The sequence below is a fragment of the Parabacteroides sp. FAFU027 genome, from assembly GCF_022808675.1.
Taxonomy (GTDB): Bacteria; Bacteroidota; Bacteroidia; order Bacteroidales; family UBA7332; genus CAXXIC01.
The window spans coordinates 458,358-479,124 of sequence record NZ_JAKZKV010000001.1; the positions used below are offsets into that span (position 1 = coordinate 458,358).

Annotated in this window: 16 protein-coding genes; 11 read left to right on the top strand and 5 right to left on the bottom strand. The window is 44.7% G+C overall.

Translation table 11 applies throughout. The annotated features are described in order from the left end of the window. Window positions 1-84: 84 nt before the first annotated feature. From purH to rodA, 6 genes are all read left to right on the top strand, one after another. Complete coding sequence (purH, locus tag MLE17_RS02050; protein WP_243346276.1) at window positions 85-1,608, top strand: bifunctional phosphoribosylaminoimidazolecarboxamide formyltransferase/IMP cyclohydrolase; 1,524 nt, start codon at window positions 85-87, stop codon at window positions 1,606-1,608. 135 nt (window positions 1,609-1,743) lie between these two features. Then, window positions 1,744-2,763 carry a rod shape-determining protein gene (locus tag MLE17_RS02055; RefSeq protein ID WP_243346278.1) on the top strand — a complete coding sequence of 340 codons (1,020 nt, stop codon included), beginning with the start codon at window positions 1,744-1,746 and terminating at the stop codon, window positions 2,761-2,763. A gap of 305 nt (window positions 2,764-3,068) precedes the next feature. After that, window positions 3,069-3,914, top strand: coding sequence for a rod shape-determining protein MreC (gene mreC, locus MLE17_RS02060; protein ID WP_243346286.1), 846 nt, complete (start codon window positions 3,069-3,071; stop codon window positions 3,912-3,914). Next, window positions 3,911-4,417 (top strand): rod shape-determining protein MreD, encoded by a 507-nt coding sequence (mreD, locus tag MLE17_RS02065; protein ID WP_243346296.1) that lies wholly within the window; start codon window positions 3,911-3,913, stop codon window positions 4,415-4,417. The genes mreC and mreD overlap by 4 nt, the downstream gene beginning before the upstream one ends. Next, window positions 4,414-6,342, top strand: a complete 1,929-nt coding sequence (gene mrdA / locus MLE17_RS02070; RefSeq protein WP_243346298.1) for a penicillin-binding protein 2 — start codon at window positions 4,414-4,416, stop codon at window positions 6,340-6,342. Before mreD ends, mrdA begins: the two co-directional genes overlap by 4 nt. Beyond that, the gene (gene rodA, locus MLE17_RS02075) at window positions 6,254-7,708 is read left to right on the top strand and encodes a rod shape-determining protein RodA (protein WP_243346301.1); all 1,455 of its coding nucleotides are present in this window, start codon (window positions 6,254-6,256) and stop codon (window positions 7,706-7,708) included. Before mrdA ends, rodA begins: the two co-directional genes overlap by 89 nt. An 80-nt stretch (window positions 7,709-7,788) precedes the next feature. Here the strand turns inward: rodA and MLE17_RS02080 are convergent, their stop codons facing one another. Together MLE17_RS02080 and dnaB are read right to left on the bottom strand one after the other, a co-directional pair. Beyond that, window positions 7,789-8,382, bottom strand: a complete 594-nt coding sequence (locus tag MLE17_RS02080) for an NAD(P)H-dependent oxidoreductase (RefSeq protein WP_243346303.1) — start codon at window positions 8,380-8,382, stop codon at window positions 7,789-7,791. A gap of 195 nt (window positions 8,383-8,577) precedes the next feature. Continuing rightward, window positions 8,578-10,134: a replicative DNA helicase gene (gene dnaB / locus MLE17_RS02085; protein WP_243346306.1), complete on the bottom strand. Its 1,557-nt coding sequence runs from the start codon at window positions 10,132-10,134 to the stop codon at window positions 8,578-8,580. Window positions 10,135-10,312: 178 nt separating this feature from the next. On the opposite strand from dnaB, the gene MLE17_RS02090 reads away from it, so the two are divergent. Together MLE17_RS02090 and MLE17_RS02095 are read left to right on the top strand one after the other, a co-directional pair. After that, window positions 10,313-12,268 carry a putative porin gene (locus MLE17_RS02090; RefSeq protein ID WP_243346308.1) on the top strand — a complete coding sequence of 652 codons (1,956 nt, stop codon included), beginning with the start codon at window positions 10,313-10,315 and terminating at the stop codon, window positions 12,266-12,268. Between the two features lie 15 nt (window positions 12,269-12,283). After that, the gene (locus tag MLE17_RS02095) at window positions 12,284-13,132 is read left to right on the top strand and encodes a transporter substrate-binding domain-containing protein (RefSeq protein WP_243346310.1); all 849 of its coding nucleotides are present in this window, start codon (window positions 12,284-12,286) and stop codon (window positions 13,130-13,132) included. An 82-nt stretch (window positions 13,133-13,214) separates the two neighbouring features. On the opposite strand, the gene glmM is transcribed toward MLE17_RS02095, so the two are convergent. The 3 genes from glmM to MLE17_RS02110 form a co-directional block, all read right to left on the bottom strand. Continuing rightward, complete coding sequence (gene glmM, locus MLE17_RS02100; RefSeq protein ID WP_243346333.1) at window positions 13,215-14,603, bottom strand: phosphoglucosamine mutase; 1,389 nt, start codon at window positions 14,601-14,603, stop codon at window positions 13,215-13,217. A gap of 97 nt (window positions 14,604-14,700) precedes the next feature. Next, complete coding sequence (locus tag MLE17_RS02105) at window positions 14,701-15,276, bottom strand: DUF4827 family protein (RefSeq protein ID WP_243346335.1); 576 nt, start codon at window positions 15,274-15,276, stop codon at window positions 14,701-14,703. 118 nt (window positions 15,277-15,394) lie between these two features. Then, window positions 15,395-16,426, bottom strand: a complete 1,032-nt coding sequence (locus MLE17_RS02110; protein WP_243346337.1) for a DHH family phosphoesterase — start codon at window positions 16,424-16,426, stop codon at window positions 15,395-15,397. Window positions 16,427-16,625: 199 nt separating this feature from the next. Between MLE17_RS02110 and MLE17_RS02115 the strand changes: the two genes are divergently transcribed. The 3 genes from MLE17_RS02115 to MLE17_RS02125 all read left to right on the top strand — a co-directional run bounded on the left by MLE17_RS02115 (window position 16,626) and on the right by MLE17_RS02125 (window position 20,726). Further along, window positions 16,626-17,495, top strand: a complete 870-nt coding sequence (locus tag MLE17_RS02115; RefSeq protein WP_243346345.1) for a DMT family transporter — start codon at window positions 16,626-16,628, stop codon at window positions 17,493-17,495. Between the two features lie 193 nt (window positions 17,496-17,688). After that, the gene (locus MLE17_RS02120) at window positions 17,689-19,701 is read left to right on the top strand and encodes an alpha amylase C-terminal domain-containing protein (protein WP_243346390.1); all 2,013 of its coding nucleotides are present in this window, start codon (window positions 17,689-17,691) and stop codon (window positions 19,699-19,701) included. 293 nt (window positions 19,702-19,994) lie between these two features. Continuing rightward, a complete protein-coding gene (locus MLE17_RS02125; protein WP_243346392.1) occupies window positions 19,995-20,726 on the top strand; it encodes a peroxiredoxin in 732 nt (243 codons plus the stop codon). Window positions 20,727-20,767 lie beyond the last annotated feature (41 nt).

A 20,767-nucleotide genomic window follows, 5' to 3' on the forward strand; every position in this document is an offset into this window, starting at 1 on the left:
AAAATTCAAACTTTAAGGCCATTTTTAGGTGCTAACAGAGCTTTATTTTGTACTTTTGCGCAAATTCTATAAATCAAGCAATTTATGTCGGAAAACAAGAAGATTAAAACGGCTTTAGTTTCTGTTTATCACAAAGATGGATTGGACGAAATCATCACTAGGTTACACAACGACGGGGTAAAATTTATCTCTACCGGAGGAACTCAGGAATTCATTGAGTCACTGGGCTTTCCCTGTGAAGCGGTGGAAGATTTGACTGGTTATCCTTCTATTTTGGGCGGTCGCGTAAAAACGTTGCACCCAAAAGTATTCGGAGGTATCCTTTGTCGTCGCCAACTGGCAGGTGACCTGCAACAAATCGAGCAATACGAAATCCCTGAAATTGACCTCGTAATCGTTGACCTCTATCCATTTGAAGAGACTGTAGCTTCCGGCGCTGAAGATCAGGCTATTATTGAAAAAATTGATATTGGCGGCATCTCATTGATTCGTGCTGCTGCTAAAAACCATAAAGACGTTGTTATCATTGCGTCTAAAGCTCAATATACTCCATTCCTGGAACTGCTTCAGGAAAAAGGATCAGCAACTTCACTCGAAGACCGTCGCTGGTTTGCCAAAGAAGCATTCGCTGTTTCTTCTGGTTACGACTCAGCCATCTTCAACTACTTCGACGAAAACGAAGGCAGCTACTTCCGTAGCACTGTGGACAGCGCTAAAGTGCTTCGTTACGGAGAAAATCCTCACCAAAAAGGTCTTTTCTACGGCAAATTCGAAGAGATGTTCGAACAGCTTCAGGGAAAAGAGATTTCATACAACAATCTGCTTGACATTGACGCAGCGGTTACTTTGATCAGCGAATTCAGCGACCTGACTTTCGCTATACTGAAACACAACAACGCTTGCGGTCTGGCTTCACGTCCGGTAATGCTGGATGCATGGAAAGACGCATTGGCTGGTGACCCGGTTTCAGCATTCGGAGGTATCCTTGTTACCAACGGTGTTGTGGACAAAGCTACTGCTGAGGAAATCAACAAACTTTTCTTCGAAGTAATCATTGCTCCGGATTACGACATGGATGCATTGGAGATCCTGACTTCTAAGAAAAACCGTATCATCCTGGTTCAGAAACAACCGGTAAGTGGAGGTAAAATGTTCCGCTCCCTGTTGAATGGCGTGTTGGTACAGGATAAAGACACCAAAGTTGAAACAGCAGAAGAACTGAAAGTTGTAACAAACAAAGCAGTTAACGCTGAAGAAATCGAAGATCTGCTGTTTGCCAACAAAATCGTAAAAAACAGCAAATCGAACGCTATCGTATTGGCTAAAAACAAACAGCTTATCGCCAGCGGTGTAGGTCAGACTTCACGTGTGGACGCTTTACGCCACGCTATCGAGAAAGCCGGCTCATTCGAATTTGACCTGAGCGGTTCAGTTATGGCTTCCGATGCATTCTTCCCATTCGCTGACTGCGTAGAGATTGCAAACAAAGCAGGAGTTACTGCTGTAATCCAACCGGGTGGTTCGGTAAGAGACCAGGATTCTGTTGACTATTGTAATGCTAACGGCATGGCAATGGTGACAACTGGGTTCCGTCACTTCAAACACTAATAGGAAATTTGGGGATGTGAAAATCAGAGGATGTAAAAATGCAATTTTCATTTCCTCTCTCCCTCACCCCCTCAAACCATTCTTTGCGACAAAATTTATAACGTACTACGTAACACGTATAACTACAAATAACACATGGGATTATTTTCTTTAACTCATGAAATAGCCATGGACCTCGGTACCGCAAATACTATCATTATTCATAATGGTAATATTGTGGTGGACGAGCCTTCGGTTGTAGCACTTGACCGCCGCACCGACAAACTGCTGGCCGTTGGAGAACAGGCTCGTCAGATGCATGGTAAAACTCACGAAAATATCCGTACCATCCGTCCTCTCCGTGATGGAGTAATCGCAGACTTCTACGCCTGCGAGCAGATGATGCGCGGTATGATCAAAATGGCAATGCCTAAAAACAGCTGGTTCTCTTCATCACTTCGCATGGTAATCAGTATTCCTTCAGGTAGTACTGAGGTGGAAATCCGTGCTGTACGTGACTCTGCAGAACACGCAGGAGGCCGCGATGTATATTTGATCTACGAACCTATGGCTGCTGCTATCGGTATCGGCCTGGACGTAGAAGCTCCGGAAGGTAACATGGTGGTGGACATCGGTGGTGGTTCTACCGAAATTGCCGTTATCTCATTGGGTGGTATCGTTTCAAATAAATCAATCCGTATTGCCGGTGATGATTTGACAGCCGATATCCAGGAATATATGCGTCGCCAACACAATATCCGTGTGGGTGAACGTACTGCAGAGTTGATTAAAATCAATGCAGGTTCAGCTCTGACCGAGCTGGAGAATCCACCGGAAGATTATATCGTACGCGGTCCTAACCAAATGACTGCTCTTCCAATGGAAGTCCCGGTATCTTATCAGGAAATTGCTCATTGTATCGAAAAGTCGATCTCTAAAATTGAAACGGCTGTGTTGGCAGCTCTTGAGCAAACTCCTCCCGAACTTTATGCCGATATTGTCAAAAATGGTATATGGTTAGCTGGTGGTGGCGCATTGCTGAGAGGGTTGGACAAACGTTTGACCGACAAGATCAACATCAAGTTTCACATTGCCGACGAGCCTCTTCTAGCCGTTGCTAAAGGAACCGGCGTTGCACTTAAGAATATCGATAAATTCTCTTTCTTAATTCGTTAAGAAATTCAATAAGTATGTCTCAAAAGTTTGTTCTGACTTTAAATCATCATGAAATTAGAGTCCGGCAAACTTATGAGACATCTTGTATTTAAATAGTCTGACCACTGAGTACTTTAGAGAACACAAAGAGAACCACAGAGAAAATAATTTCACTTTATGGTCTTCTTTGTAAAGTAAGAAACTGTGTGAATGCCTATTACACAAAATACATAGCAATATTTTTAGTTCAAATATCAATCAACGGTGGCCATAAGCGCCCACTCTGTTCACTCTGTGATATTAATTAATCACGGAAAAAAGAGAATATGCGAAATCTGATTCAATTTCTGGTCAAACACAGTAACTGGATAGTGCTGCTTATTTACACTATTCTTGGGTTTGTCCTGCTCTTCAATTTCAACATTTACCACCGCAGTGTCTATCTGGGCTCCGGAAATAAACTGGCAGGAGATGTTTATGCTGTTTCGAGCAGCGTAACCGGCTATTTCAATCTCAAACAAACCAATGGCGAGTTATTGGAACAAAATAGCCGTCTCGAAATGGAGGTATTGCAACTGAAGGACCAACTCAAAATCATCAACGCAGGCAAATTGAGTAACGATTCAGTCCACAACAGGCTGTTTCAACGTTTTGGATTTATTACCGCACAAGTCATCAATAACAGTGTGAATCATACTCAGAACTATATCACGTTAAATAGAGGCGAACTTGATGGTATCAAAACAGAGATGGGAGTTGTAGACCAGAATGGCGTGATCGGAAAAGTGGTCGATGTATCAGACCATTATGCTGTAGTGATCTCTCTTTTGAATCCAAAACTCAAGCTGAGTGCAAAAATCCAGCGAACACAGTATTTCGGTTCCGTCAACTGGGATGGCGCAAATCCGGAATATGCACAGCTGCTTGAACTTCCAAGCCACGTTGAATACAAGAAAGGCGACACCCTTGTAACCAGTGGGTTCTCCGGAACTTTCCCCGAAGGCATCATGATTGGAACCATTGAGACCAACAAGCCTAAAAACAGTGGAGAAATGCGCCCTATCAGAATAAAACTGAGCACAAGATTCAGTCGATTAAGTAACGTGCGCGTGATAACGAATAAGCTTATTAACGAACAACAGGAACTGGAAAACAAAGTCCAACAGCTATGATAAGTACAATCCTGAGATATACATTTTCATTTCTGGCACTTATTCTTGTGCAAGTAATGATTCTGAACAATTTCCAGATACTAGGATTGGCAACAGCCTATCTTTATATCTATTTCATAATTACATTACCTGCAAATACAAAGAGAAGCCTTGTCTATACGCTCGGATTTATAATGGGCCTTTTAGTGGATATCTTTTGCAACACACCGGGTATGCATACTCTTGCGGTACTTTTCACAGCAGCCCTGCGCCAACCGGTACTGGTTCTTTACTTTAACCGTGAGGAGCTGGAATCAAGCATCCCCAATGCCCGTTATCTGGGTATGTGGCGTTTTATACGATATGCCGTGACACTTGTTATCATTCACCATGTTTTTCTTTTCCTGATTGAGGCTTTTGCGCTCTTCAATCCAATAATGATGCTTGAAAAAATCGGTGCATGTACATTGTTTACGACTTTGCTCATATTTGTTGTCGAAAATATTAAAACCTCCAGACAGTGAATGTAAATCACGATTTTGACAACAGACGTTATTTCATTGCCGGTGCCGCGGTTTTTGTTGCATTGATATTTATAGCCCGACTCATCTTTCTACAAATTATCAGTAACGATTACAAAAAGTACGCTGATAGTAACGCCTTTCTAAAAAAAACAATATATCCGTCACGAGGCCTTCTTTACGACCGGAACGGCAAACTGCTTGTATTCAACAAACCAACCTACGATATTATGGTGGTTCTGAGAGAAGTGCAGGATTTCGACACCATAGATTTCTGTCGCACCATCGGATATACGAAAAAACAATTCCTACAGCGCGTCGAAGATATAAAAGACCGGAAAAAGAATCCGGGATATTCGGCCTATACTCCACAGCTCTTTATGACTCAACTCACAATGGAGGAATATGGAGCGCTTCAGGAGAAGCTTTACAAATTTCCGGGATTCTTCATTCAGAACCGTTCTGTCAGAGAGTACACCGCACCTATGGCCGCCCACCTGTTTGGTAGCATGGCTGAGGTGAACGAAAGAGATTTAGAGAACGATCCTTACTACGTCCAGGGGGATTATACAGGACGTTCTGGCGTGGAAAAGTTCTATGAAAACCAACTCCGGGGAACCAAAGGATTCGAAATTCTCTTAAGAGATGCTTACGGACGTCTGAAAGGGAAATACGAAGATGGTAAATATGACCAGGCACCCAAAGCCGGCCGCAACCTGAAACTGACCGTTGACGCCGACCTGCAGCAATACGGAGAAATGTTGATGTCAGGCAAACTGGGTAGTATTGTCGCTATCGAACCTACCACCGGAGAAGTATTGGCCATAGTCTCTGCACCCAACTTCGACCCTGCGCTTATGAACGGTAAACAGAGAGGAAAAAACTATGCAGCTCTGGAACGGGATGCCAATAAACCGTTGTTTAACCGTCCGCTGATGGCAGCATACCCTCCCGGATCGACATTCAAGACGACTCAGGGGTTGATGTACCAACAGGAAGGAATCATAAGTAGCCACACCATGTTTCCCTGTAACCGTGGTTTTGCTTATGGCTCGCACAAACTGGCCTGTCACGCCCACCCTTCACCGCTTGATCTGCCACACGCCATTGGAAACTCCTGTAACGCCTATTTCTGTTACGGTCTGAGAAATATGCTACACAACCGGAGGAAATATCCCAATATCCAGGAAGCGTTCACCGTATGGAAAGATCACATGGTAAAAATGGGATTTGGTTATAAACTGGGGATTGACCTGCCCAGCGAAAAACGGGGTATGATTCCGAACAGTAAATTCTATAATAAGATTTACGGAAAAAAAGGTTGGCGCGCCGAGACCATCATCTCAATCTCCATCGGACAGGGAGAGGTACTAGCTACCCCTTTACAAATATGTAACCTGGCTGCCTCCATTGCCAACAGTGGATATTACGTAACACCTCACGTGGTTAAACAAATCCAGGATACAGTTCTGGAAGCTCAATACCGGACGAAGCATTTCACCGGCATCAATCCGGCCTTCTATGGGCCTATCCGTGAAGGGATGGCATTTGCAGTGCAAGGCGGTACTGCCAGGGTTGCCAATTTACCGGGCATAGAAATCTGCGGTAAAACCGGTACAGCACAAAACCCTCATGGAGAAGACCACTCCATTTTCATGGCATTTGCCCCTAAAGATCATCCGAAAATAGCCATTGCCGTATATGTTGAGAATGCGGGGTTCGGTGCTGACTTTGCAGCGCCAATCGGATCTCTGTTGATTGAAAAATACCTGAAGAAAGAAATTGCGCCAAACCGGATTGGATTACAAGAAAGACTTAAAAACACTATAATTTCTGTACGTGGGATCAAGAAGTATAAATCTGTGGAAAGAACTGGACTGGTGGACAGTACTCATGTATCTGCTGCTCGTACTGGGCGGGTGGATTAGTATTTACGCCTCAACATACGATTTTGATCATGCCAGTATCTTCGATTTTAATGAGCGCTCCGGAAAACAGTTGTTATGGATAGCACTCTCAATGGTAATTGCATTTGTCATACTAATGCTCGAAAGCGATCTTTATGAACGTTTTGCCTACCCGATGTATGCCGGGATGATATTACTGCTGATTGCCACAATCTTCTTAGCGACTGATGTAAAAGGCTCCGGATCATGGCTTAAACTGGGGGGCGGGGTCAATATACAACCGGCTGAGTTCGGTAAATTTGTAACGGCTCTGGCTCTCGCCAAACTCTTTGACCAATACCAGTTCAGGCTCAACTCATTGGAAAGTTACATACGCGTAGGCCTGCTGATCGGGCTTCCCTTTATTATTATCGTAGCCCAGCGCGAGACCGGAACAGCATTGGTATATACTGCTTTCCTGATTATGCTTTACCGGGAGGGAATGAGCGGATTGATTCTTTTCGGAGGCTTTGTGATTGTTGCCCTATTCATTATGGTAATGAAATTTGAAGGTGTCGTAAACAGAATTACGCCGATGGATACTTTGCTGGTTTACCTGTTAATATTGGGAATGATCTGGACTTATCTGGTTTTATACGCAAAGAAAACATTAACAGCGCAATACGTTTTGTTGGCCTCTGTCGTAACCTTCCTTTTGGCCGGTATTATTTCGTTCTTCGGAGTCGGCATAAATTTTGCGTGGATAGCAATTGCATTGGTCGCAGGATCTATAATATACATGCTTGTACTGATCATAAAAGATCATGCCAGAGAATACATCCCTGTTATTTTAATGTCTGTTGGTGCAATTCTTTTTTCATTCTCGGTAAACTATGTGTTCAACGATGTACTGGAGCCCCACCAGCAGGTACGTATCAGAGTTGCTCTCGGACTTGAAGATGACCCACGCGGAGTAGGATACAACGTAAATCAATCGAAAATAGCCATCGGATCAGGAGGTCTTATCGGAAAAGGATTTCTCAACGGAACACAAACAAAACTGAAATACGTGCCCGAGCAAGATACGGACTTTATATACTGCACAATCGGAGAAGAAGAGGGATTTGCCGGTTCTGCGTTTGTTGTCATTATGTTTCTGATTCTGATTCTGCGGATAATCTATTTAGCAGAACGGCAGCGAACAATCTTCGCCCGCGTGTACGGGTATTGCGTAGCAGGAATTATTCTCTTTCACCTGTTGATTAACGTCGGGATGGTACTTGGCATAACACCTGTAATTGGTATTCCCCTACCCTTCTTTAGCTATGGAGGATCTTCCCTTTGGGGCTTTTCCATATTACTCTTTATCTTCCTTCGACTTGATGTTGCCAGGTTGGAAAGATTATAACCCGGTAGTTTCAGTGATATAAAAAAGGCAGTCTCAAATCATCATATGGAGACTGCCTTTTTTTATTGAGATAAGACAACTTAAAACCACAAAGAATGGGTTGTGCCCACCAATTCACAAACTTTTGAGAGCATCTCTTCCCTCCGTTGTTCATCGGAAGCAGTAACAGCACCGAAGTAAAGGTGTTTTTCTACCTCCATGCCGCAGAACTCGAAAATACCATGGTCAATAGTCTGATTCATTGAATAAATCATACCATTGCCTTTGTAAATATCTTCGGCTGTCCCCATTGTATTGATTATGTTTACCTTCTTGGAAGACAACAAACCATTCACACCATCAGTACAGGATCCGTATGCAAATCCATAACTGAAAACCCTGTCGATATAACCCTTCATAAGAGCAGGCATGCCCGTCCACCAGATCGGGTAAATAAACGTAATGACATCAGCCCACCGGATATGGTTTTGCTCCTCTCTGACATCAGGTAATGCAGATCCATTTTTCATCGCAATGACATCACCGTTAGTCAACACAGGATCAAAATCAAGAGCATATAAATCCCTTACTCTTACTTCAGCATTTACGCTTTCGAGCTCAATAACCAACCGGTCAAGAATAGCGTTACAGAAACTTCTCTTACCGGGATGACAAAAGACTACCAGGTGTTTCATTGTAAAAGATGCTTTAGATGATTACTATATTACATATTTATCATATTCATAATAGTTATACAAAGGGGCAATGATTAAACAAGAATAGATTCCCTATAGTTCTTGATTTTCAATTGTTTTATACCAAAAAAGCGCGTACTTAACAGCACGCGCTTTAGATTTTATCTACTTTTACTTTTCTTCAATATTGTAGCGTCAGAAAGGCATCACATCATCTTGTTGATTCAAAAAGCTTGCTTCGCCCACAGGAGGTATCGGAGGATAATCTCCCATTGGAGCATCGGGGATTCCACTGTTCATTTTTGAGCCATAAGTGTTGCCCACAAAATCCGGCATCGGTACACGATCGTCTTCCTGATTCATAAACTTGGCAAACTCTCCGCGAAAACGCAGCCTTGCATCCCCTACCGGACCGTTACGGTGCTTGGCTATGATGATTTCGGCCATACCAATCAAGCTATTTCCCTGTTCGTCCTCCATGATTTTATAGTATTCCGGACGGTGGATAAAGCACACCATATCGGCATCCTGCTCAATCGCACCTGATTCACGAAGGTCGGAAAGCTGAGGACGCTTAGCTTCGGCTCCGGTACCTGTCCGCGACTCCACGCTTCGGTTAAGCTGAGACAGTGCAATCACCGGTATATTCAACTCCTTGGCCAAACCTTTAAGCGAACGGGAAATGATACTTACCTCCTGCTCACGGCTGCCGTAACTCATTCCACTCGCATTCATCAGCTGAAGGTAGTCAATGATAACACACTTTACGCCATGTTCACGTACCAGTCGGCGGGCCTTTGTCCGAAGCTCAAACACAGACAAACTTGGGGTATCATCGACAAATATCGGGGCATCATTGAGGTCTTTGATTTTATAGAAAAGCTGCTCCCATTCGTGGTCTGAGAATTTACCGTTCTTGATTTTTTCAGCCGGGAGCTCGCAGACATTGGAAATCAAACGGTTTACCAGCTGCACGTTCGACATCTCAAGGGAGAAAACGGCTACCGGAGCTCCATTATCCACTGCCATATTTTTGGCCATAGAAAGGACAAATGCAGTCTTACCCATCGCAGGACGTGCCGCTATAATCACGAGGTCAGACTTCTGCCAGCCTGAAGTCATCTTATCCAGTTTGTGAAAGCCGGTGGGAATACCACTCAGACCGTCTTCACGCTTAGCCGCCTGCTGAATATTTTCAAGCGCCTCTTTGATTACGGGATTAATCTGGACAACGTCTTTCTTAACGTTGCGCTGCGAAATTTCAAACAGCTTACCTTCGGCTTCCTGCATCAAATCATCAACGTCCATCGACTCATCAAATGCCTTTCCCTGAACCTCGGAAGTAAACGAAATCAGCTCCCTCGCGAGATACTTCTGAGCAATAATGCGGGCGTGGTAATCGACGTGAGCTGCTGAAAGAACTTTTGTAGTCAGTTGAGTGATGTAGAATGGCCCTCCAACCTCTTCCAACTCTCCTTTTTTACGGAGTTGTTCGGTCACGGTGAGCATATCCACCGGACGCTGGGCTACTGCCAAATCAACAATAGCTGTATATATCTGACGGTGAATATTATCATAGAAACACTCCGGCTTCAGGATATCGCTCACCATCGAATAAGCATCTTTTTCGAGCAACAAAGCGCCCAATACAGCCTCTTCCAATTCTCTTGCCTGAGGTTGTAAACGGCCAAGTCCGGGCATTTGAGCTGCCTGTTCCTTTGGACTTCGTCTGTTTCGTTTAGGTTCAATCATATTTGTTCCGTTTTTGGACTTGCAAAAATAGCGTACATTTTCGGTATGGACTACATTCCGAGGAATACTTTATAATATGTTTCAGAATCATCATTCATTAAATCCGGATTAGCTGGGAGAAGTAATGAAGGTGCTTTATTTGTTTCTCAATGCGAGTTTTCGTACTTTTGCCCTGCTTATGAAAAAACTATACTTCATATTGATTTCCGGTCTTTTGAGCATTTCAGTATTTGCCCAGAACAGATCAAAAGAAACTAGCAGTAGTACGCATCAGACGTTGCCGCCCATGTCCATTTACTCATGGAAAGTAACACCGAAACTCGGCACTGAATATCGCGTCAATGTAGATACCGTTCCACTTGACTTTCAGGAATCCAGCACCGGAGAAGGTTATCGTTCTCCCCGCGGCTATCTGGGCAATCTCGGTTCTCCCTCCTATTCCAGGATATTCTTCTATCAAAATGATATTCCCCGGTTCATTTTTGCAAGAGCTTATGAGCCTCTTTTGCTATCTCCTGAAAATGCGTCTTTCTTCAACACAACAATTCCGTTGATGAATATCTCCTATCTGTCAGGGGGATCCAAGGCATTTGCAGAAGATCATTTTAAAGTTCTGTTTACAGCAAATCATGGAAAACGCCTTAACGTCGGAGGAACTTTTGAGCAATACAGACCCAATGGATTTTATAATGACCAATCGGTTAAACATGACAATTACTCTTTCTTCGGCAGCTATAGTTCCGATAAATATGTGCTTCAGGCCTATTTGGGGAATAACAACCTGTCCCAACAGGAAAACGGGGGAATAACTGAAGACAAATATATCACCGATCCCACATCGATAACCTCCGGATCTGGAGTATTGACCACAAATAGTATTCCTACAAAGTTAGATAAAACCTGGAACCGCCTCAATCACGGGACTTTCTTTCTGACGCATCGTTATAATCTCGGATTTTACAAGAAAGAGCAGAAAGATACTGTAGAAACCGAACGATTTATCCCAGTCACCAGCTTTATTCACACGTTGGAATACAATAAGTTCTTCCGCAGATACATTGCAAAGTCATCAGATACTGCTTTTTACAGCAATACCTATATGAAGAACGGATACTCCGGCACAAACGATTCCACGAATTACACCTCATTCCGGAATACTTTCGCTGTTTCGTTACTGGAAGGCTTCAACAAATATGCGCTCTTTGGACTAACAGCATATATCCAGAATGAAATCCGTCAATACCGGATTCAAAGACCGGTAGCTGATTCTTCGTATTATGACAAACGGACCGAGCAATCGACATTCCTGGGAGCTGAACTCAGTCGCCGTAACGGCAAAACAATCAACTACAACGCGAATGCCGAAATCGGAGTATTAGGCGCTGACCTTGGTCAAATGACACTCTCGGGACAACTTTTCACCAATGTAAATATTTTAGGGAAAACAGTTCAGTTTATTGCTAACGGATACATCAAGAATGTCACTCCGGCCTATTATCTGAACCACTATTTCTCAAACCACTTCAAATGGGACCAATCCCTTCAGGATGAGCGCCGTGTACGCATGGAAGGTGAACTCGCTCTTCCCGAAGAACATTTTTCTCTGAAAGGTGGAGTGGAAAATCTGCAAAATCATATCTATTTTAATAGCCAGGCACTACCTCAACAGGAGGGAAATAACATCCAGGTGTTATCGGGCTGCCTGAGCAAGGATTTCCAATGGGGGAAACTACACCTCGACAACGAGATCTACGGACAGTTATCTTCAAATCAGAAGATTATTCCTCTACCGGCTTTGTCACTTTATCATAACCTTTACCTGAAGACAAAGATTGCTGGAGTATTGACTCTACAAACCGGATTTGATGTCCGATATTTCTCGGAATATTATGCTCCGGATTATTGCCCGGCTTTAAGTCAGTTTATTTTGCAATCAGACAAAGACAAGGTATTAATCGGAGGTTATCCCCTGATAAATGCTTATGCCAACCTGCAACTGAAGCGTACCCGGTTCTTTATCAATTACTACCATGCAAATGAGGGGATGACAGGAACCAATTATTTCTCAACACCGCATTATCCAATCAATCCAAGGGTAATGAAGATTGGTATTTCGTGGAATTTCAACAACTAAAAAAGATTTCCTTAAATGGCTACAAGATTGAAAATTCTGAAAGTTTCGAAGACCAGTCTCGTCCTGCTTACCATTAGCGTTTTGGTTATTTCTTTCTTGTTCTGGAAGTTCTATACAAAAGGCGAAGGTCAAAAAAGAGATTTTGCAGAAATCAAAAAGTCTGGAGTCATCCGTATAGCCACTGAATACAACTCGGTAGGTTATTTTGTTTCTGGCGATTCCATTAAAGGATTTGAATACGAACTTGCATTACTCTTGGGAAAACGCTTCGGAATAAAAGTGGAGGTAATCCCGCAAATGAATTTTGAGGAGAGCATGAAAGGACTCAATGAAAAATCAATTGACATTGTAGCCCGACCAATCACCATTACCACCCAACTTCGCAACCAGTATCGTTTCACCCAACCCATCCTGCTCAATAAACAGGTACTGGTACAACGTAAACCGGATTTCGGTAAAACATCAGTATTTATACGAAATCAGATAGAACTGGCAAAGAAAACATTATACGTCCATAAGAACTCCCCCGTTTTGTTACGCATCCGTAATCTTTCAAACGAAATCGGAGACACCATTTACACAAAAGAAGATGAGAAATATGGCGATGAACAACTCATTGCGATGGTTTCGGGCGGAGAGATTGATTATGCCGTTTGTGACGAATCTATCGCCAGACAGCTTCAGTCGAAATACCCCGGTCTGGACTTTGACACTGATATCAGCTTTACGCAGCTTCAGGCTTGGATGGTTCGTAAAGAAAGCAAAGTCCTGCTGGACAGCCTGAATGTGTGGCTGAAAGAATTAAAGAAATCGGAGGAATACAACACGATCCACAAAAAGTATTTTGGAACTGGAAAGAAATAGAGTATCGAATTGCCAAATAACAAAATCTCCTGCAATAAAATTCATCATTGCAGGAGATTTTTATTTTAGTAGAAAGGCGGAATTACTTCGCCAGTTCCTTAATCACCGACATAATATCTGCGGCAAGAGCTCCAGCCAATTCCATAGTAGATGCCTCTGCATAGATCCGCACAATAGGCTCTGTATTTGATTTGCGCAGGTGAACCCATTTCTCAGGGAAGTCGATTTTCACTCCGTCAATAGTATTGACATCGTATTGCGCGTATTTGTTTTTCACCTCTTCCAGAATAGCATCCACATTGATTTCCGGAGTCAGTTCTACTTTTTGTTTAGCTATGAAGTAGGGAGGATATCCTGCACGCATTGCACTTACAGTTTTGCCCGTTTTTGCCAAATGAGTCAGGAACAATGCAATACCCACCAACGCGTCGCGACCGTAATGGCTGGCCGGATAGATTACGCCACCATTACCTTCACCACCGATTACCGCGCCAATAGCCTTCATCTTTTCAACCACATTCACCTCTCCTACCGCTGCAGCCTGATATTCCTGGCCATAACCGCGGGTTACATCGCGAAGAGCACGGGTAGAACTTAGATTAGAAACGGTATTACCCGGAGTTTTAGAAAGTACGTAATCAGCAACAGCAACGAGTGTGTACTCTTCACCGAACATCTCTCCGTTTTCACAGATAATTGCCAGACGATCCACATCAGGGTCAACCACAAAACCAACATCGGCTTTACCCTGCTTCATTACAGACGAAATCTCAGTCAAATGTTCAGGCAGTGGTTCAGGATTGTGAGGGAATTGTCCGTTAGGTTCGCAGTAAAGTTTCTCAACCTGTTTTACGCCCAAAGCTTCAAGCAGTTCCGGAATCGCAACGCCACCTACTGAATTTACGCAGTCAATTGCCACGCGGAATTTAGCATTGCGGATAGCTTCTACATCTACCAAATCAAGTGCTAAAACGCTTTCAATGTGTTTTTGGGTATAGGAAAAGTCTTCGGTAACTTTCCCCAAATCATCCACCTGAGCGAATGAGAAAGATTCGTCTTCAGCAATTTTCAGAATAGTCTGACCCTCCGCTGCATTGAGGAATTCGCCTTTATAGTTAAGCAATTTCAGTGCATTCCACTGTTTAGGATTGTGGCTTGCTGTGAGGATAATACCACCGCAGGCTTTGGCCATGGTTACGGCAAGTTCGGTGGTCGGAGTGGTAGCCAGTCCGATGTTCAACACATCAAAACCCATACCCGATAACGTACCTACCACGATTTGATTAACCATCTCACCGGAGATACGGGCGTCACGACCGACTACAATCGTTTTACTTTCGCCCTTATAGCTACCTTTAATGAAAGTTGCATACGCTGCGGTAAACTTCACGATATCAAGGGGATTAAGCCCTTCACCCGGCACTCCGCCGATAGTTCCGCGAATACCTGAAATTGATTTGATAAGTGTCATCTTAGTTTGTGTTTGAATTAGACGGCAAAATTATAAATTTCCACAACAAAAAAGGCATAAGCGGGATGCTTATGCCTTTTTTCTGTGATTACAATTATCAATAAAACTGATAAGTATAGTACGGATAATAAATTGTCTCCACTTTGGACTGTAAATCGGTATAACTGATTTTAGCCGGGATAATGATTTTAATTTTCGCACCGTTACCCAGAAACTCCAGAGGTTTCTGAATCGCCTCGCAGGTAGCATTTACATTCAACCCGCCTACGCTTTTATTTACAAAGTAAGTGGTAGAACTACCGTAATAATACTTAAGAGGCTGGTCGTTTTGATTATTTGAATACACGGTAGTATCAGCATTAGTCAGTATTCTTCCGAACTTAAAGCGGGAAAGAATCTCACGACTGTTTTTAGCAGCCATATCCGTCGTATCCCCTCTGCTGATAATGGCAATATAGGCCCCATTATCCATTTTCATAAACTTTTTAGTCTTTGGATTATACAGGGTGTCTTTATTAAAAGGAATAATTTGATACCCGCTATCGGCCAATAACTGAGCGATATTATCTTTCTCTTCCTGCAATAGTTCCGCATAGGTTTTCGAACTGCTACAAGAGGTAATTACAGTAGCCAGAATCAATATAAAGCTAAAAAACAATAAGAATTTTCTCATATCATTGTATTTGGTGCGCCAAAGTTAGAGAAAGAAGTCAAGACGCAAACCTTAAAAACGTTAAATTCAATCTCCGGTTGTTGTTGAATCAGTCAACGGTCGATTCCTCAACTGAAAATCACTGCGGAACGGCTGTTGCCACGTACCGGGGTATCACTTTTTCGAACAATGCAACAGCCTCGTTGATGGTACCGTAAAATTCGCCCCCGGCTGCGTTGGTATGCCCGCCACCACTAAAGTAGTCGCTGGCGATACGATTGACCGCAAAGCTACCCTTGCTACGGAACGAAATCTTGATCTTCTGGTCATCTTCCCGGAAAAAGACCGAACAACGGATACCGCTAATCGACAGCGGCATGTTTACGAAACCTTCGGTATCTCCCGATTGGTGGTTGAAGCGTTTCAGCTCCTCTTTTGAAAGGGTAATTACCGCCGTTTGATATTCGGGATAAATGCGGAGTTTTTCAGAAAGGGCAAATCCCATCAGCTTCATACGGTCAACTGAATTAGTGTGAAAGATTTTCTGGTAAACCAAATCCTTCTTCACCCCTTTATTAATCAATGCAGCTATGATCGTATAAATTTCGGGGCTTTCGGAGTTATAGGTAAATGCACCGGTATCGGTCATCATAGCCACATAAATGGCTTCAGCGCAGGCGTGATTGATCAGTTCAAATTCGCCCATGCGGCAGATCAGACGGAATACCAGTTCCCCGGTAGAGCAGATTTGCGGATAGGAAATGGTCACATCACAGAAATCCTCCGGATAAGGGTGGTGGTCAACCATTACTTTCCTGGCTTTTGATTTGACCAACGCCGGCTCGATGCAATCTGCACGTTTGCGGGCATTGAAGTCAAGACAGAACACCAGGTCAGCATCAGCCATCAGCTCTTCGGCAAACTCCGGATATTTTTCATAGACCACAATATCTTTCGCGCCATCCATCCATTTCAGGAACTGGGGCATATCATTGGGAATAATCACCGAAACCTGCTTATCCAGTTCATTCAGGAAATGAAAAAGGCCCAGCGTAGAGCCAATAGCATCTCCATCGGGTGATAAGTGGGTCAGGATAACTATCTTATCGTTCTTCTCGATCAGCTTTCTGACCTGTTGAATCTTCTCTTCGGCGATTACTTTTGAAATCATATTTTCTTTAAATAATTTACAGGGAGCAAAAGTACAAAATAATCAGCGACCCGAGAACAGCAAAACTGCAATTACCCGGCTCCGTAGGGCTTAATAAGTCAAAAAAGGTGATGATTTCTCCAATCACATATCTTTTGCCTAACTTTGCGTCCCGGATCTCTATTTATATCAATTCCACATAAAACCACTTTAAATAAGCATGCAAACTATAAATACACATCACCGCTGGAAACATTATCTGCTCCTTCTGGCCGGCATCCTCTGCATCTCCTGGTCGGCTATTTTGGTTAAGCTGGCCGGCATCAGCGGTTTGTCATCAGGTTTCTACCGGATGTTTATCGGTACGCTGGGCGTCATTCCCTTCTGGCTCTACTACAGGAAACCGATTACCGACTGGCGCGGAGTGCGCGTCGCAATGCTTTGCGGCACCTTTTTCGCCATTGACATCGCACTCTGGAACAGCTCGATTATGCTTTCCAAAGCGGCCATTTCTACACTACTGGCTAATCTGGCGCCGGTGTGGGTGGGTGTCGGAGCCATTTTAATTTTAAAAGAAAAGCCCGGACGCATCTTCTGGACAGGCACCGCCATCTCACTGCTGGGCGTTAGCATTATCATCGGCATCGACCAGATTGCGTCCTCAAAGCTCAATCTGGGCAATACGCTCGCCATCATCGCCAGCATGTTTTACGGAGCCTACCTGCTGATTGCCCGCAAAGGCCGCGTCAATCTTGATACGATTTCGTTCACCACCATTTCGATGGCGAGCAGTTCGGTGGTGCTGGGACTGATTTGTCTCTTCTCCTCTACTCCGCTTTGGGGATTTTCCACTCAAACGTGGCTTTCACTGGCAGCCCTGGGATTGGTGCCACAACTACTCGGCTGGCTGGCCATTAATTACGCCCTCGGCCATATCAAACAGACAGTAGCATCGGTAAGTCTGCTTAGCCAATCGGTCTTTACGGCTCTATTTTCAGTACCGATACTGGGGGAATATCTTACTGTAAGGGAAATTGGCGGTGCGGCAGTCGTACTTTCCGGCATTTATCTGGTTAATCGTAAGAAATAACCCGGTGATTGTTTACTAAAACGTCATTTTCAGGATAAAAATCAATCAAAAGAACGACTCTTCTAATCCAAATCTATCTTAGGTAAAATATTTGCTTAATTTTGTGATGCTGTTTTGTGCCTTTCAGGGCCGGAACAGCATCTCTTATTTTCTGCATTGTCATAACACACCTCTACTGATAAAACTTATTCAAATGGAATTACTTAAACTAATCCAGAATGACCCCTGGCTGGAGCCTTTTACCGAAGCCATTACAGGCCGTCATGAAAACTACAAAAACAAAGCGTTGCAACTGACCGGCAATGGGACAATGTCACTGTCCGAATTTGCCTCAGGTCACCACTGGTTCGGTCTTCACCGCACGAATGACGGTTGGGTTTTGCGTGAATGGGCGCCCAATGCCACGGACATCTATATCGTCGGCGACTTCAACGGCTGGCAGGAACTCGAAGAATACCGTCTGCACCGTATCGACCACGGAGGCTGGGAGATCCACCTACCGGCCGACCTACTCCATCACGAAGACATTTACAAACTGCGCGTCCATTGGGACGGTGGTTGCGGTGAACGCATCCCGGCGTGGGCCAACCGCGTGATTCAGGATGAGCAAACGCACATCTTCAGCGCACAGGTGTGGTGTCCGGAGCAGCCTTACCAATTTTCGATTGACCAATTTACCCCCAATACCGATCCGTTGTTGATTTACGAATGCCACATCGGCATGGCGCAGCAAGAGGATAAGGTGGGAACCTATAACGAATTCCACGAAAATGTCCTTCCCCGTGTAGCCAAAGCCGGCTACAATTGCATCCAGATCATGGCCATCCAGGAGCATCCTTACTACGGATCGTTTGGCTACCACGTGTCGAGCTTCTTTGCCGCTTCTTCCCGCTTCGGTACGCCTGACGAGCTGAAAGCGTTGATCGACGAAGCGCACCGCCTGGGCATCGCGGTGATTATGGATATCGTCCATTCTCACGCCGTGAAAAATGAGGTAGAAGGTCTCGGTCGTTTCGATGGTTCGTATGACCAGTACTTCTACGGCGACCACAAGCGCGAGCATCCGGCGTGGGATTCGCTTTGTTTCGATTACGGCAAAAACGAGGTGGTGCACTTCCTCCTCTCCAACTGCAAATACTGGCTGGAAGAATATAAGTTCGACGGCTATCGCTTCGACGGTGTGACCTCGATGCTCTACTACTCGCACGGACTGGGCGAATCGTTTGGCGGCTACGGCGACTACTACAACGGTCATCAAGACGACAACGCCATCTGCTACCTCACGCTTGCAAACAAACTGATACACGAAGTAAACCCGAATGCCATCACCATCGCCGAAGAGGTGAGCGGTATGCCGGGACTGGCTGCGAAAGTGGAAGACGGCGGCATCGGATTCGACTACCGCATGGCGATGGGTATCCCCGACTACTGGATCAAGATGATCAAGGAGAAAAAGGACGAGGACTGGCATCCGTCCTCCATCTGGTGGGAGCTGACCAACCGCCGCGCCGATGAAAAGACCATCAGCTATGCCGAGAGCCACGACCAGGCGCTTGTGGGCGACAAGACCATCATCTTCCGCCTGATCGATGCCGAGATGTACTGGCACATGTCGAAGGTGGTGCACACCACGCTGACGGTGGACCGCGGCATCGCGCTGCACAAGCTGATCCGCCTCGTGACGGCCTCGACCATCAACGGCGGCTACCTCAACTTTATGGGAAATGAGTTTGGCCACCCCGAGTGGATCGACTTCCCCCGCGAGGGTAACGGCTGGTCGTGCAAACATGCTCGCCGCCAGTGGAACCTGCTCGATGACCACCTGCTCAAATACCACTACCTCGGCGACTTTGACCGTGCAATGATCGAGACGCTCAAGGCGAAAAAAGATTTCCAAAAGACCGAGATCCTGAAGGTGTGGGACAACGACGGCGACCTGGTACTGGCTTACCGCCGCGAGGAGTTGCTATTTGTCTTCAACTTCCACCCGAGCAAATCCTTCACAGATTACGGATTCCTCGTGCCGGAGGGCAAATACGAGATCGTGCTCAACTCCGACTCGCACGCTTTCGGCGGTTTCAACCGTGTGGACAGTTCCGTACCGTACTTCACCCAATATGACCCGCTCTACCAACCGGAAGGCAAGGGTTGGCTGAAATTGTATCTGCCTACGAGGACGGCGGTGGTGCTGAAGAAGGTGGATTGATTTTTATCTAAATAGTAAATCTGTATATATCGTAGAGACGCGCCATGAGGTGCGTCTCTACCCGTTTCTGAACCTACCCCTCCATTTATCCACAAATACAATAGAAATCGCCCCCTTGACCTAATCCATCAATAAAGAAATAAGTCGGCAGGTTATCCGATTGGGATCAGAATAAATTGCATGATTAACAAATCGAATCCAAATTATGCAATTCAATTATTTACAGGCAAAAACACGTGAACATCCGAAACATCCGTTGCGTTTATCATAGAAATCTCTTTAAATAGAATATTATGGAACAAGTACAATTTTCTATGCCACGCATTGGCGATCCGGCGCCTGCATTCGAAGCACGCTCTACAGAAGGAAAAATCAAATTTCCGGAAGATTTTAAGGGGAAATGGGTAATCCTATTCAGCCATCCTGCCGATTTCACCCCGGTGTGCACCTCTGAATTTGTCGTGATTGCTTCGCAACTGAAAGATTTTGAAGAATTGAATTGCAAACTGATCGGACTCTCGGTGGACGGACTCTTCAGCCACATCGCCTGGCTGCGTACCATCAAGGAGAAGATCCACTACAAAGGCATTACCGAAACCGACTTTTCCTTCCCGCTGATCGAGGATGTGACCATGGCTGTTGCACAAAAATACGGCATGATGCAACCGGGCGAGAGTGACACCAAAACCGTCCGTGCGGTATTCATCATCGACCCCAACAGCAAGATCCGGACAATCGTCTATTACCCTATGTCTGTCGGACGGAATATAGACGAAATCAAACGGGTACTGATCGCCCTCCAGGCCACGGATGCTCTGGGCATAGGCGCTCCGGCCAACTGGCAACCGGGCGACGATATGATCATGGCTCCGGCCGAATCCTGTGAAATTGCAGAGGTGAATATGGAATCTATCGACAAGGATTCATCGGCGAAATGCTTCGACTGGTTCTTCTGCACCAAAGCCATTTCCAAAGAGTTTATCATGAAAACGATAAAAGAGTGGCATAAGATTGCCTACAAATAACGACATAACGAAAAGAGCACTTACCGGATTCCGATAAGTGC